Source organism: Spiroplasma endosymbiont of Agriotes lineatus, from assembly GCF_964019485.1.
Classification (GTDB): domain Bacteria; phylum Bacillota_I; class Bacilli_A; order Mycoplasmatales; family Nriv7; genus Nriv7.
This window is the reverse complement of the sequence record NZ_OZ026448.1, coordinates 256395-271803: the sequence shown is the minus strand read 5'-3', so window position 1 is coordinate 271803 and position 15409 is coordinate 256395. Positions and strand designations below refer to the sequence as shown.

Here is a 15409-nt window from a genome sequence, read left to right as displayed (position 1 = left end):
AAATATATACTTAATTTGGATATTGAAATAATTTATAGTAAATAATTATTTTTTCTTTTTTTAAAAATACCTAAGAAAACTAAACGCGACCGTTTTTGCTTTTTTATAATTTTTTGTTCTACTTCTTCTGAATAGAATCCAGAATGAATTATCGAGACACAGAATTTTGGACAGGCTCAAATTTTTCTACACTTTAATGTTCGCATCCTAATCCTGCCCTTGGAACTAATTTAATAGCGTGTATATTTTTAGGAAACCCACCCCATTCATTTTTTTATTGCAAAAAGAAACAAATTGCTATAGCTAATAGGATGTTATCTATCAACTGGTAAACTTCTTTTGGTTATGTACAAAGTCTAAGTCTAATTAACGAAAACGATACATTTTCCTTTCAAATCCTTTCCTTAAATAAATTTTGTTCCTATTTTCAAAGGATGTTGTCCTTGATAAAAATTTTCAATCAATATTGTTTTTTTACCCTCAGGTTGTAATCTTTGAATTAAAATACTCCCTTTACCCGTTTGAACTTCAATACCATCTTGTTGAAATGATAAAATTGTTCCCGCTTCTTCTTCCTGTTTATTAATATCATATACAATCGCCTGATGAATTTTATAAATCTTATTTTCATAAGTTGTATAAGCTAATGGGATTTCAAAAAGACCACGAATTTGACAAGTTACTTTTCTAGCATCAACATTTCAAATAATCTTTTCATTATTTCGTTTAATATTTAAACCAAACGATACAAATCGTTCATTTTGGATTTCTGGAGTAATTTTACCACTAATTATTAAGAATAAATATTTTTCTAACATCATATTTGCTAACAAAATCAAACGATAATGCAAGCTATTTGCCGTTTCATTTGCTATTAAACTAACTTTCTCTTGAACAAATACTGGTCCCGCATCCATTTGTGATGTCATTTTCATTAAACTAATACCAGTTTCTTTTTCATCATTAATTACCGCTCAATGAATTGGTGCTCCACCTCGTAATTTAGGTAATAACGAAGCATGAATATTTAAGCAACCTTTCGATACTAATTGTAAAATCTTCTTTCCCAAAAATTGACCATAAGCACATGTAATTATTAAATCAGCATTTAAATTATCTAGTTCCAAAACAATATCATTAATATTATCTGGTTGAAAAATCCTCAATTTTGATGATAATGCTACTTGCTTAACAGCACCAATCCTCATTTCTTGCTTTCTTCCTGCCTTCCGATCAGGCTGACAAACAACAGCAACAACTTCAATAAAATCCATCGTTAATAATTTTAATAATACTTCTTTAGCAAAAATCGGTGTTCCCATAAAAATGACTTTCGTTACCATTCAATTCACCCCTGCTCTTGCAACAATTCAGAAATTTTAGCGAACAAAACTACCATCCCATAAGTATCGCGTTCACAATATAGCGACAGATTTTTAACATAATTATCTTGTCATCGTTGCAAACTAATAGTTTTTCAAGCATCATTTAATTTCAAGAAAAACAAATGATTATTATCTTTTTGCAATTCATTATATAACCGTTTACGAAATAAACTTGAAGCATTGGTTCCCTTTTGCACTTCTAAATCATCATAAGAAAATTCCGGCTTAAAAGCGGGTAATGTTTTCTTAATTGAAAAACTACCATTAAATTCTGCTTTATAAATTGCAAAATTTTTAAAGAAATCCATTAAATCAATAGTCCGATCAGAAATTTGCATTAATATTTCTTCATAAATCGGATATAATAATGTCATTTTTTTTAAAACTTGCTTTTCAAAACTCTTATTATATGCAACATAAGTACCTATGCCATATCGTGTTAAATCCTTAATTAATTTTTCTACTAAAATTAAGCGATGATCTTTCACCCCATCAGCTAAATAACTATAATGTTTAATATTATGTTTTTCTTCATTAAATTTATTATCCAATAAAATATGAACTGAATATTGAAATGGAATTTGCTCATACGGTGTACTATTTTCATATTTCGGAATGGCACTTTTAACAGTTTCAAAATCATACATATAAATCGGATACACATATTCCTTATATATACTTTGTAAATATCTTCGCTCTGAAAATGAAACAACACCCTCTAAATTTTGGACAACTTTAATTTGTCGATATTGATTAATTGTTAAATTAAGATCAAAAAAATTAGATGTATAAAGTGACAAAAAATTATCTTCATAATATAATCTTGCTTTTTTAGTTTTTACTAATCGATAAAGATTAAATATTGTATGCTCTTTTGGTAATTTAGCATAAACATGAACACAATAATTATATTTACCCCGATTATGGCATTGATTAGTCTTTAACCACGCTAATGTTTCAACTACTGGCATTTGAAAAATATCTTTAATTCGCTGAACATCTTGATTAAAATCTCGATTCGCTAAATCTTTTTTTACACCAACCATAATATTTTCTTGCTTTGAACCAGTAGTTGTTAAATTATATTTATTTGCTAAAGTAAACAAATTATCATATTCTAAATCACCTTGATGAAAATAAAAACCATTTAAATGCATTAAATAAATATTTTTAATCTCAATATTACAATTAGTCAAAATATAATATTGATAAAGAACATCATATAAATGTTCGCGATGAACCTTAGTTGTTGCCTTAACTTCAATTAAGTCTCAACCGGTACCATTTCGTTTTAAAACATCAACTTTTGTAACACAGTCATTATATTCAAATCGTGGTTCAAACAATACTTCAAGATTAGTATCAAGAATTTTTTCTACAGTTTTATTTGCCACAAGATGTTTTTCATAAGTATCTAAATCAAAACAATGATAATTCCGTAAAAAATATTGTTTAGCATGATAACCTACTTCTAAACCATCAAGAATAGTTTCACTATTAATTACCTCTAAATCAGTAAAACTATAATCATCGTTCGCTAATAATTCTAAACTACGAGCAGAAATATTCGTCAAGTCATCTTTTTGACTTTCATCATCAAATTCAAATAAACTAAAAAAATAAGTTAACTCCCTATCATGCCATTGAATTGTCTTTTGATGATTTTCTTTTCGTAAAAGAAAAGACAATTTAGCACATTCACGATAATTTTTGTAATCTTTTTTATATATTTTATGAACCATTTTGTCATTTCCTTAAATTATGAATTAATTAAAATATTTATTTTTTAGCACCAAACTTCTCATTAGGTTGTCGCTTAATCTTAATAAGAACTTCATTTTTATTTTGTACAACTTTTTTAGTTGCTTTTATTTTTTTCTCTTGTTTAATTTTTTTCATTTCTTCTTTTTCTATTATTTTTGCTTCCTTGCGCTCTAATCTAATTTGTGCTCGCCCGGCCTTAGTCGTCTTTCAATAACTTTTCTTTTGTTCTTTTTGCAAACGAATTAAAGTTTCTTCTAACTCTAATTCATGATTAACTTTTCAAGTTGTTTCATATTTTTTTTTACTTAATTGTTTTGTTAAACCTTCAACTTCAAAAGCTTTAGTAGCATATAACTGATTTGATTTTGAATCATATAATTTGATAACAACATCAAAAACATCACGATATTTATAATCTTTACCCGCTCTAGCAATTACTTTATCATATTCAATTCTTTTATGCATAATATTATCATTAATTCTTAAATACTGCTTAATTTTATCTCTAACTTCTTTTTGGCGTTTTTCTTTTTCAATTTTATCTTGTTTTTGTTTTCGTATTGAAGAAACTATCATTACAACTACAATAATAATAATTAAACCTAACATTACCCAAGTAGTTTGTCCATTTTGTAAATCACCTGTTACTAAAAACATTATTTATTCCCTCCTTAATAATTAAGTTTCAATAATACTTAATAAACGCTCTTGACTTATTGGCGTTATTGTTTTAATCAAATTAGATTTTTTATCAACAACAAAATATAAATCACTATCATTAATTTGCACATAAATATCATCTTTTATATCTACAACATAAAACGACTCATTAATTAATTGTAAACAATGCATTTTTAATTTCATAGCATTTAAATGCTTCAAATTTAATCGTTGTTTAATGCGAAGAATAACATGATGTGAAAATTGATATTTTGATTGTAAATAATAACTCATTTTTTCTACCTACACTTTTTTAAATGTACATAAGTACTTATACATCTTTTTTACTATTTTTTTAAGGGCGCATAAGTTTGGTTCGCGTTTAGTTTTCTTAGGTATTGCTTTGAAGAAGTAAAAAAATCAGCTAATTATATTATTTAATTACTAAACTAATCATACCTTTCTTGTTATTGTCATTTTTATCCGTTACCATTTTATCATATTATTGAATTTTTACACAATAAAAAATTATTAATTTTATTAAATTTTGACTAAATATATATTAATTTTATATTTTTACTTACTTAAACCTATTATATTTATTTGTTACAGCATTATCTTTATAATTAATTCAACTATTTAGTTTTACTTTGCGATTTTCAAAAATAATATTAATGCCGTTTGCTGTAATTTTTTAATAGCATGATAACCATCTAAAATATATCTAACATTATCGAAACTATTGGCAATTTCTCTAATTCAAGCATCACCATCACCACAAACAACCATTTTATCATAATTAATGCTCACATAATGTTTTTGTAATTCTCTAATTAATAAATCACGATAATCCATCGTATTTATTCGCTTACCAATTTTTAACATTAGAAAATGACCTCGTTTGTTTTCTAATTCTCTACGAGTGTTTTTGTAATTTTTTTCTTTATGTCCGGTATGAAAAGTAACTAAACGAATTCTTTGGTCTTGTTTAACTTTATGGTCTAATGTTGCTAAAAATGTCTCATCTAGTTGAATATATAAATCCTTATTTTTGACATCAATTATAGTTTTAGTTTCTTTTTATGCAAGTTGAAAATATTCGGCAACATCGTGCCTTTAAAATCAATTTTGATATAAGTTTTTTCGTCCATGTCAAAAGTAGCGTAAAATAAACTAGCAAAAAAGTTGCCAAGGATCTCGTAGATTTCGTCAAAAACATTTTTGTAATTGCTGTTGTTAATATCAGGAATGTTGTTTTTAAAATAAAGGTAAATGTCGTTTTTTAATTCAGGATCATAATGCAGAAAACTAAATTTAACATTAAGATAATTTAAAGTTCCAAAAAGGTACTTAATTAGGTAATAATCATTAGAATTCGCAGCGCTAGCGCTATATTTTTAGATTTCCTTTTTACCGTGTAGTAATTGTAAATACTTATTTCCAGCAATTAGAGTTTTGTTAAATGCCTTAATTTTCAAAACATTCTCATTTACTACATTTTTATCACTACCAGAAGTTTTATGATAAAAATAGCTTTCGTCTTTAAAGCCGTGATTTTTAATCGCAAATTCTTTGTAATAACTTTTTTCTAGGGTGTCAATGAAATTAAATACGGGTGTTCAATAGAGATACGAGTAATTAAATTTATCAAAATCACCACGATGAATCATTAAGTAGTCAAGGTTATCAATAACATCTTTGTATTTATGATTACCATCAAAATTAGTGATTGTTGCTGGTAAGTTAATGTCGGTACTATCTTTTTTAATTTCGATTTCAAAATCATTTGTTTCTTGTAATATGTAGTCTATGATGTTATTAACTTTAAAATCATCCAACTCTGTACCTTGTGCTTTAATTGTTATTTTTTTATCAATTATTCAAACTTCATGCGGTCTGGGTCTGTTAACTCCTTTATAAGGAATATTATGGTGAGTATCAGGCATTTTTTGTCCGTGTGTAGTTATTAGTTGTTTAATTTTTTTTGTTTACTTTGACTATTTTCAAATTCTTTTGTAAATCAAAAAGTAAAAGTGTCTAAATCTTTTATTTCTGGTATCTTTTCATTTAAATTGATATTATCTTTTTTATCTATGTTAACTACAAAAAGTTGATTGTTATTTTTTAAAATAAGAAATTTTACTTTTTTTAAGCCCTTGATTTCAAAATTATAAATTTTATCACTTTGTCTTTTAGTTCTAATTAGTTGTATTGTTGTTTTATCATTGTTAATGTTTGAGGGAATGGTAAAAATATTATTGAAACTAATAATTATTAACACGATAAATATTTTCATAAACATTTTTATCACTTCTTTTTAAAATATTTTATTTTTCATTGTTCTTTTAGTTTTGATTTTTTTAGTAAGTCACTCAATACCACAATTTATAATTACAGCTATTGTAATTGTAATGCATATATCTAAATATCCTAGTATCATAAATGAAATTAATACTTCAAATTTTTCATATAATAATTTCAAATCATTAATTTCCAATTTTAAAAATGGAATGAAAAAGATAACAATTATAAAAATGTAAGACAAAATTCTCCATCAATATTTTTTTAAAGAATTAATGAGTTTGTTTTATTTCATTTTTCAAGGTTCTTTTTGCTTTAATTTTCTGAATAATAAAGCGGATGAATTTTTCAAATTTAAATGCAAAATATATTGCTCCGCCTCATCAAAAAACAAATATTCCCGCGAGCACAATGCCACTATTAAATTTACCAAAAAAATCAACCATTTCTTTATTCATAAAATTATTAAATTCATCACTTGTTCCGGTTATTCATTTAGTATCAATTACTGTTAATGCACAAATTAATAAACTTATAAAGATGAAAATGATACTTAATACTATTTTTAACCACTGCTTTTTAAAAGAATTTTTAATTCTTAATTTTAATGACATTTTTTCTTTTGAATTATCTTTTTTAAATAATTTTCATAAAAGTTTTTTCATTTTTATTCTCCTTTCGTGTTTAAAAATTTTTAATTTTCGGTTTTCAATTATTAAGTCTGATTTTTGATTAATATGAATAGTATTTCACTTTCCTAGTTCTAAAATTTCGTTATTTTTTTCCATTATTATGTATTTAAGAGTATTAACACTATTTTTTAATATGACATTAGCAATTTTTAATTTGTCATTCTCTATTTCTGGCTTTTGTTTTTTAGTTCATTTTTCCATTTTTTTACCTACCTTTAATCACAATAAATAAAGCAATAATTACACAAGTAACACCAAGAATGGTAAAAATTGAGTGTTGCGAAAATGTTCGTGCCATTGGTTTAAATAATTCTAAAATTGTTAAATTGCTAGTAATAAACTTTTGGAAATTGGCAAGCCTTTCGCTAATATAGTTTGTTAAAGTGTCAAAATGACTACCAGCTAATAGTTCAAAAACAGTTATTAAGATAAAAATAATAATTAGTTTAAACATCGTTACTTACCTTGTTTTTTTATTGGTTTTATTTGTTTTTAGCTTTTCATCACGTACTTAATCGACCTTTATTTTTAACCGCGTATTGGCGTTGTTTTTCTAAATTAACTTGTTGACTACCAAATCCAAGAATAATTGTCATAAGAAATTCTACAGTCGGTGTTAAGAACAAGGGAAATATTAGTTGAATTTTTGTTCCCGGCACTTCAAGACTTCAAATTAAATCAAAAACTTTATAAAGCATTTGGGCAAGAAAGTCGGCCATTTTTGCGAGATTTTCCATTTTTTATTGTTCCTTTTCTTTCATTTTTCTTAAAAATTTGCTAAATTTATTCATTTTTAAATATTCTAAGTCTTCTAAATCAATTGCTGTGTCAGTATAGTATTTGTCTTCATAGTCAGGATTAACTTTTAAATTTAAGTAATCTCTTAAAAATGCTAGGTAAAAAGAATTGTAAGTGTTAAGTGTTGGTAAAGGAATTTTTAGTTTAAAAAAATAAATATCAAGTTCAGGAATATCACGATATTTAATGTGGCGAACCTTTTTATTATTTTTAGCATCAATTAAAGTGTTTCGTCAGCGTTCATATTCTTCAATGCTCGTAAAGGTGCCATAGATAACTTTTAAGTAGGGACGAAAAATATTAACGGGTTTTTTACGAATTCCCACAATCACATTATTGGCAATATCACGAACTTTAACTCAAATATGTTTATCTCTTTGACCGCCAGCCAGCACAATATGACCAAAATGCCGTGCCAGAGCGAAATATTCTTGAATACCGGTTTCCTTGTTTTTGGTATTATTTTTTTCTCAATCAGTACAGTACCTTTAAAAAATTGGATAGGTTACAATAAGTTTGACCATATTTATGTGGACTTTAAAATAAAATAAAATTATTAAGAAATTAGGAATATAAAAATGGGCAAAAATTCATATACAGATGAATTTAAAAAACAAATTGTCATGCTTTATCAAAACGGGAAAAGCATTATTGAAATTATTAATGAATATGGTATTTCAAAATCTGCTATTTATAATTGAATAAAATCATTCGATAATTATGATTCTTTTAAAGCAAAAGATAATCAAAGTAATGAAGAAAATGAATTAATTTACTTACGAAAAGAATTAAAACAATTACGAATGGAAAACGATATTTTAAAGCAAGCGACACTGATGATGGCCAAAAAATAACAATAATTAATAACAACAAAAACAAATATTCAGTGAGGAAAATATGTAAGATTTTGGGTTTATCAAAATCAACATATTATTATCAACCTAATAAATGTGCTAACAAGCAGGTTAATAATTATGAACAAGAAGTTATCGGTGCGTTTAATAAAAGTCGCAAAATTTATGGGGCTCGTAAAATTAAAGCCGTTTTAATAAGAAAAGATATCATCTTATCGCGGCGAAAAATCAGATGCATTATGATCAAAAATAATTTGGTTTCTAAATACACCAAATTAAAATATCGTAATCACAAAACAACAACTAATAATGCCAAAATCAGTAATGTTTAAACCGTGAATTTAACAATAAAACCAAATAAAGCTGTTGTGTTAGTGATTTAACACATGTGCAAGTTAGAGGAAAATGACACTATATTTGTTTGTTAATTGACTTGTTTAATCGCGAAGTAATTGGCTATAATGCTGGGCCAAATAAAACCGCTGAACTAATTCAACAAGCTTTTCATAAGATAACACGAATATTAAAGCAAATAATTTTATTTCATACCGATCACGGTAATGAGTTTAAAAATAATATAATTGATCAATTATTATCTACATTTAAAATTCAAAGATCATTGAATGCGAAGGGTTGTCCTTATGATAATGCAGTTGCTGAAGCAACTTATAAAGTTTTTAAAACAGAATTTATTAATGGTAGAAAATTCAATGATCTTGCACAATTAGAACTTGAATTATTTGATTACATTAATTGATACAATAATCTTAGAATACATGGCAGTTTAAATTATTTATCTCCAGTTACTTTTAGAAAACAAATGTCTATATAAAAATTGTCCTAAAAAGGGTTGCCATTCCACATAAAAGAAAAAGGAGATAAAAATGAAAAATTATCGTAAAATTATTAATTATTTATATTTAGGAGATTATCAGTCAAAGCCGGCATTTTGTGAATTTATCGTTAGTGCTGCTAGTGATTTTTTTGCTCAAAAAATTCCTAATCTTGATGACCAATCAGAACAAGTTCATTTAAGCGATAATAAAAAAGAATTATATTTAAATTTGTTAGATTATCCAGAAATTGGCACCTTAGACAAAAAGGTTTTAAAAGCAGGTTTAAATTTTATTGATGAACATCTTAAAGAGGAAGAAAATGTTTTTGTTCATTGTGTTTGAGGGGTTAATCGTAGTGCTTCGTTAGTCTTTATTTATTTAGTTGTTAATAACCATTTATCACAAGATAGCTTTCATAGTGCTTGAAAACAATTTAAAAAAAATTATTCTCGTGCTAATCCAAACCCCGCTTATTGACATTATTTGAATCATGAGTTTCCTTATATATAATAGAATAGACTTGGTACATAACTATAGCATTTTATGCCTACTAGAATATAAAATTCATTTTTATCTTTGTATTTATCTAACATTTGTACTTTACCTAAAAAATAATATCATCAAAATAGTAGATAAAATTAAAGGTTATGTACCAAGTTTAATGATTTAAAAAATAACTAAAATCTTTTTTAGTAATTAAGGAGAACATAATGGAAAAAATTAAAGGTTATTTAAAAACAATTGTTTTTGAAACTAATGGTTTTATAATTTGTAAGTTTTTGTTACACGATAGCATTAATCGTTATATTTTTGTTAAAGGTTATTTATTTAATTTACAACCCGAGCAATTATATGAATTACAAGGACAATTTATTAATCATCCAAAGTATGGTAAGCAATTTCAAGTTGAACAATATGAAACAGTAATTATTGAAGATAATGAATACTTAGTGAAGTATTTGTCATCACCATTATTTCCGACAATTGGTAAAACTACAGCTCAAAAGATTATTGATTGTTTACAAGATGATGTTTTAAATAAGATTTATTGTGATGATAAAATTTTATTTAATATTGGTATTAAAAAAAATCAGGCACAAATTATTTATGAGCAAATAAAAAAACAAAAAAATGATCATCAATTAACACAATGATTTTCACAAGCCAAATTGTCTTTTGATTTATTGCATAAGTTACAAGCACAATATGGAGAAAAACTTTTAGAATTAATAAAAATTAATCCTTATGTGCTAAGTGATCAATGTGAATTTTGAACTTTTCATAAAGCTGACCAACTAGCTAGAGTATTAGAAATTAATCTTGATAATGTTTCTCGTTTAGTATATGCATTAAGATATATTATTCGTCAAGAGTCCTTTAAAACTGGACACAGTTATTTTTCAGTTAATATAATTTTAAAACAACTTATGAAATATAGTGCTTTAGATGAAAAATTAATTAATCAAGTAGTAATGCAAGCCGTTAATGAAAACAAAATTATCGTTGAAAATAATAATTTTTATGATACAGAAATTTATTATAGTGAAATTTTTATTGCTAAATATTTAAATCAATTACAAAAATTAGATAATAATATTAATGATGCCGCTATTACTCAAGATATTCATATTATTGAACAAGAAAACAATATTAATTATAATAATGAACAACAATTAGCATTATTAAAATTTAGTCAAAAAAATTTAACCATTATTAATGGAGGGCCGGGGACAGGAAAAACAACTTTAATTAAAGGAATTATTGCTTTATATCAAAAACACTATCCTCATAATACAGTTGCTATTTGTGCCCCTACAGGAAGGGCAGCCAAACGATTAAAAGAGCAAACTAATTTTGAAGCAATAACAATTCATAAATTATTAAAATGAAATTTACATCATAATAAATTTAATCATAATGAAACTGACCCATTAAATTTTGATTTAATTGTTGTTGATGAGATGAGTATGGTTGATACAATCTTATTTAATAATTTATTAGTTGCTAATCCTAATTTACATAAATTAGTTTTAGTTGGTGATAACAATCAATTATCTTCTGTTGGTAGTGGCAATGTTTTAGGGGATTTATTGCAAGTATCACATTTAAATATTATTGGTTTACAGAAAGTCTATCGCCAACTTGAAAAATCAGAAATTATTAATTTAGCATATCAAATGCAACAAAATAATTTTAATTATGAATTTACTAATAGTAATGAAGTTCAATTTATTGAATATTATCAAATTCAGCAATTTTTAGAAAATTTGGCAAAGATATTTTTACAATTAGTTAATGAAAGTAATATTTTTGAAGTTCAAGTTCTTGCTTCAATGTATAATGGTCGTTGTGGCATTAATGCAATTAATGAAATATTGCAAGAAGCATATAATCCTTTTTCTAAAGATAAAATGCAAATTAAAATTGCAACAACTATTTATCGTGTTGGTGATAAAGTAATGCAAACTAAAAATGATAGTGAAAAAGATATTTATAATGGTGATATAGGGATTATTGATAGCATTGTTACTAATGAACAAAATAAACAAGTTATTATTGTTCGCTACGAGCAAAGAATTATTGAATATCACCACCGCGAGTTGAATAATCTTGTTTTAGCTTATACTATTTCTGTTCATAAATCACAAGGTAGTGAATATCCGTTTGTAATAATGATTATTGACAGTAGTGCCACATATATGTTAAAAAGAAATCTTATTTATACGGCTATTACTCGCTGTCAAAATAACTTATATCTTTTAGGTCAAAAAAATATTTTTATTAAAGCTGTTAATTTATTAGAAAAACCACGAATTACAACATTAGTTAAACGATTAATAGAAAATAAAATAATCCATAGTGATAAAATATCATCATAAATGACATCATCTAATAAGTGAAAGGTGAGGAATATTATGAAAAAGAATGTATCATTATTAGTAGTTATCTTTTTTTAATTAATACATTTGGATAGGCTACAATAAGTTGGGCCATAATTATATAGACTTCGAAATTATTAAGAAAGAAGGAATATAAAAATGGAAAATAAAACCTCATACTCTGAACAATTTAAAAAACAAATTGTCATGCTATACAAAAATGGCAAAAGTATTATTAATTTAAGGAAAGAATATAATTTACCAAAACCAACTATTTATAGTTGAGTTAAAAATTATAATAATTCTGGTTCATTTAAAGCAAAAGACAATCGCACACTAGAAGAAAATGAAATAATAACTTTACGAAAAGAACTTAAAGACTTAAAAATGGAAAATGACATTTTAAAGCAAGCCGCACTGATAATGGCCAAAAAATAACAATAATTAATAGCAATAAGAAAAAATATTCGATAAGAAAAATGTGTAAATTATTAAATATTTCAAAATCCAATTACTATTATCAAATTAATAAATACACAAGGAAAATAGTGAATAATTATAATCAAGAAATTATCAGTGCATTTAACGAAAGCCGCCAAGTCTATGGAGCTCGAAAAATCAAAGTAGTATTAGCTCATAAAAGTATTAACCTATCTAGACGCAAAATTAGAAACATTATGAAAAACAATAATTTGATATCAAAGTACACAAAAACAAGACTTAAATGCAAAAATATTCAAGTAAATAATGATCCAGTAAATAACATTGTAAACCAAGACTTTAATAATAGAAAAATAAATGAAATTATCGTTAGTGACTTAACTTATATAAAAGTGGGTTTTAAATGATTTTATGTATGTCTCCTAATTGATTTGTATAATCGCAAGATTGTTGGTTATAGTTCCGGACCAAATAAAAATACGGAGTTGGTTTATCAAGCTATTATGCGAATTACTAGACCATTATCAAAAATTGAAATATTTCATACCGACTGAGGTAATGAGTTTAAAAATAATATAATTGATCAATTATTATCTACATTTAAAATTCAAAGATCATTGAGTGCGAAGGGTTGTCCTTATGATAATGCAGTTGCTGAAGCAACTTATAAAGTTTTTAAAACAGAATTTTATTAATGGCAGAAAATTCAATGATCTTGCACAATTAGAACTTGAATTATTTGATTACATTAATTGATACAATAATCTTAGAATACATGGCAGTTTAAATTATTTATCTCCAGTTACTTTTAGAAAACAAATGTCTATATAAAAATTGTCCTAAAAAGGGTTGCCAATCCACTATTGAAGAAATAGGGGTAACATTTGTTGAAAATTCTTTAATTAAGGCAAGAATTTTAAGCAAATTATTACAAAAACCAGCTTTAGGTGATGATTCTGGATTAGAAATATTAGCATTAGATAATTTCCTAGGAATTTATTCGGTGCGTTGAATGGATACAACTGATGGTTTTATGCAAGCGTCTAATGTTATTTTAGAAAAGATGATAAATATTAAATTCCGAGATTGTCGCTATGTTTGTGCTCTTGCTTTTGTTGATGTTACTAAAAATATTGAAAAAGTTTTTGTCGGTTTGTTAAATGGTTTAATTCATAGTGAATGCCAAAGTAATTATGGTTTTGGTTATGATATGATACCATATTTTATTTACCAGAATATAAAAAAAACGCTAGGTGAAATAACAGCACAAGAAAAAAATCAAATATCACATCGTGCGATAGCAATACAAAAGATGGTTAATTGAATAAGTAAGGAAGATAATAATGAATACTAAAATTAACATTGTTTTATATGAACCAGAAATTGCTGGTAATGTTGGTTCTGTTATGCGAACTTGTGTTGCTATTAATGCCAAACTGCATTTAATTGAACCATTAGGGTTCTTTTTAGATGATCGTTTTATTATTCGGTCATCTGCTAACTATTTTGAATTTTTACAATATGAAAGTTATGAAGATTGAAATAGTTTTCTTAGTAAAAATCCTAATTCTAACTTATTTTTTTCCACAAGATATGGTCAAAAACCACCTAGTGCTATTGATTTTACAAAAAGTGAAACACCAATATATTTAGTATTCGGTAAAGAATCGTCTGGTATTCCAAAAACGATATTACAAGAACATTTGAATCAATGTTTTCGTTTACCAATGAGTATTAATATTCGCAGTCTTAATGTCGCCAATGTTGTTTGTGCTGTAAGTTATGAGGTTTTACGGCAATTAGATTATTTAGATTTATCTTTAAATGAAATTCAAAAAGGTAAAGATTATTTACAAAATTAAAAAGCTGGTAATTGAGTTACCAGCTTTTTGTTTAATTTAATAGACTTGGTACATAACCATAACATTTTATGCCTACTTAAACTATAAAATTCATTTTTATCTTTGTATTTATCTAACATTTGTACTTCACCTAAAAAATAATATTATCAAAATAGTAAATAAAATTAAAGGTTATGTGCCAATTCTATTGCATTTTATTAACAGTTAACATCAGAAAGGATAATTTAAAAATATGAAAAATGTTTATCAATTATTAAAAATTTTTACATCACTTTTATTTTTAATACTACCACCTTTAGTTATTGTTGGTTTTAATTCTGAATATAATATTACCGAAGAAAAAAATAATAAAAAAATTGCTATGACCATTATTAAAGAAAATTTAAAAACAATTGAAAGTATTAATAGAACAGCTTATTATCAGTTAATGAATCATAAAGTCTTTGAATATGAAACCAAAAAATCAGAAAATTGAACAATTAGGACGCGTTTTAATTGTGTTAAATTTTCAAATTTTTTACCCTTAATAAATTCCGTTTTAAAGGTTTTGTAAGTTGTTTCAGGCACAGCATTATCATAAGGACAACCTTTATCGCTTAATGATCTTTTAATATTAAAGATTATTAAAATTTCATCAATGATTTTATTTTTGAACTCAATTACGGCCGCGTTTAGTTTTCTTAGGTATTTTTTAAAAAAGAAAAAATAATCATTTACTATAAATTATTTCAATATTCAAATTAAGTATATATTTCTTATGTATGATTTTTGTTGTAAAAACTTATTTTAATGTTGTTTTTATAAGCGTTTTTCTTAGTTTTTATAACCTTTTATTGAGATTATGTTTGTTGATATTAAATATTTTGTTTTATTACTTATTTTTTAAATAAAATGATAATTAAATTGTCGTTGCTTGTCATTAAAAATTATTTAAACA

General features: G+C 25.3%; 17 protein-coding genes and 2 pseudogenes. 7 read left to right on the top strand and 12 right to left on the bottom strand.

Annotated features, from left to right (window positions below):
- Window positions 1–32 precede the first annotated feature (32 nt).
- The 12 genes from AACK93_RS01515 to AACK93_RS01460 form a co-directional block, all read right to left on the bottom strand.
- A complete protein-coding gene (locus tag AACK93_RS01515) occupies window positions 33–206 on the bottom strand; it encodes a hypothetical protein (protein WP_339024827.1) in 174 nt (57 codons plus the stop codon).
- A gap of 198 nt (window positions 207–404) precedes the next feature.
- The gene (fmt, locus tag AACK93_RS01510) at window positions 405–1343 is read right to left on the bottom strand and encodes a methionyl-tRNA formyltransferase (protein WP_339024825.1); all 939 of its coding nucleotides are present in this window, start codon (window positions 1341–1343) and stop codon (window positions 405–407) included.
- Complete coding sequence (locus tag AACK93_RS01505; RefSeq protein WP_339024823.1) at window positions 1337–3127, bottom strand: DUF2779 domain-containing protein; 1791 nt, start codon at window positions 3125–3127, stop codon at window positions 1337–1339. The genes fmt and AACK93_RS01505 overlap by 7 nt, the downstream gene beginning before the upstream one ends.
- A gap of 37 nt (window positions 3128–3164) precedes the next feature.
- On the bottom strand, window positions 3165–3806 hold the full coding sequence (locus AACK93_RS01500) for a hypothetical protein (RefSeq protein ID WP_339024821.1): 642 nt from the start codon (window positions 3804–3806) through the stop codon (window positions 3165–3167).
- A gap of 21 nt (window positions 3807–3827) precedes the next feature.
- Complete coding sequence (locus AACK93_RS01495; RefSeq protein ID WP_339024820.1) at window positions 3828–4103, bottom strand: hypothetical protein; 276 nt, start codon at window positions 4101–4103, stop codon at window positions 3828–3830.
- Window positions 4104–4454: 351 nt separating this feature from the next.
- Window positions 4455–4694 (bottom strand): hypothetical protein, encoded by a 240-nt coding sequence (locus AACK93_RS01490; RefSeq protein WP_339024818.1) that lies wholly within the window; start codon window positions 4692–4694, stop codon window positions 4455–4457.
- A 512-nt stretch (window positions 4695–5206) separates the two neighbouring features.
- Complete coding sequence (locus AACK93_RS01485; RefSeq protein WP_339024817.1) at window positions 5207–5755, bottom strand: hypothetical protein; 549 nt, start codon at window positions 5753–5755, stop codon at window positions 5207–5209.
- 20 nt (window positions 5756–5775) lie between these two features.
- Window positions 5776–6111 (bottom strand): hypothetical protein, encoded by a 336-nt coding sequence (locus tag AACK93_RS01480; RefSeq protein ID WP_339024816.1) that lies wholly within the window; start codon window positions 6109–6111, stop codon window positions 5776–5778.
- A gap of 271 nt (window positions 6112–6382) precedes the next feature.
- Window positions 6383–7003: a hypothetical protein gene (locus AACK93_RS01475; RefSeq protein ID WP_339024815.1), complete on the bottom strand. Its 621-nt coding sequence runs from the start codon at window positions 7001–7003 to the stop codon at window positions 6383–6385.
- Between the two features lie 4 nt (window positions 7004–7007).
- Window positions 7008–7256, bottom strand: a complete 249-nt coding sequence (locus AACK93_RS01470; protein ID WP_339024814.1) for a hypothetical protein — start codon at window positions 7254–7256, stop codon at window positions 7008–7010.
- A 28-nt stretch (window positions 7257–7284) separates the two neighbouring features.
- Window positions 7285–7539 (bottom strand): hypothetical protein, encoded by a 255-nt coding sequence (locus AACK93_RS01465; RefSeq protein WP_339024813.1) that lies wholly within the window; start codon window positions 7537–7539, stop codon window positions 7285–7287.
- Window positions 7540–7542: 3 nt separating this feature from the next.
- Window positions 7543–7995, bottom strand: a complete 453-nt coding sequence (locus AACK93_RS01460) for a hypothetical protein (RefSeq protein WP_339024811.1) — start codon at window positions 7993–7995, stop codon at window positions 7543–7545.
- Window positions 7996–8178: 183 nt separating this feature from the next.
- On the opposite strand from AACK93_RS01460, the pseudogene AACK93_RS01455 reads away from it, so the two are divergent.
- The 7 genes and pseudogenes from AACK93_RS01455 to AACK93_RS08040 all read left to right on the top strand — a co-directional run bounded on the left by AACK93_RS01455 (window position 8179) and on the right by AACK93_RS08040 (window position 15025).
- Window positions 8179–9286: pseudogene (locus AACK93_RS01455) on the top strand (IS3 family transposase).
- Between the two features lie 52 nt (window positions 9287–9338).
- Complete coding sequence (locus AACK93_RS01450) at window positions 9339–9800, top strand: dual specificity protein phosphatase (protein WP_339024809.1); 462 nt, start codon at window positions 9339–9341, stop codon at window positions 9798–9800.
- 200 nt (window positions 9801–10000) lie between these two features.
- Complete coding sequence (locus AACK93_RS01445) at window positions 10001–12169, top strand: ATP-dependent RecD-like DNA helicase (RefSeq protein WP_339024808.1); 2169 nt, start codon at window positions 10001–10003, stop codon at window positions 12167–12169.
- Window positions 12170–12328: 159 nt separating this feature from the next.
- Window positions 12329–13441: pseudogene (locus AACK93_RS01440) on the top strand (IS3 family transposase).
- Window positions 13398–13964 carry a non-canonical purine NTP pyrophosphatase gene (locus tag AACK93_RS01435; RefSeq protein ID WP_339025445.1) on the top strand — a complete coding sequence of 189 codons (567 nt, stop codon included), beginning with the start codon at window positions 13398–13400 and terminating at the stop codon, window positions 13962–13964. Before AACK93_RS01440 ends, AACK93_RS01435 begins: the two are co-directional and overlap by 44 nt.
- Complete coding sequence (locus AACK93_RS01430) at window positions 13954–14472, top strand: tRNA (cytidine(34)-2'-O)-methyltransferase (RefSeq protein WP_339024805.1); 519 nt, start codon at window positions 13954–13956, stop codon at window positions 14470–14472. Before AACK93_RS01435 ends, AACK93_RS01430 begins: the two co-directional genes overlap by 11 nt.
- Before the next feature lie 232 nt (window positions 14473–14704).
- On the top strand, window positions 14705–15025 hold the full coding sequence (locus tag AACK93_RS08040; protein ID WP_422398174.1) for a hypothetical protein: 321 nt from the start codon (window positions 14705–14707) through the stop codon (window positions 15023–15025).
- The last annotated feature ends 384 nt before the right edge of the window (window positions 15026–15409 follow it).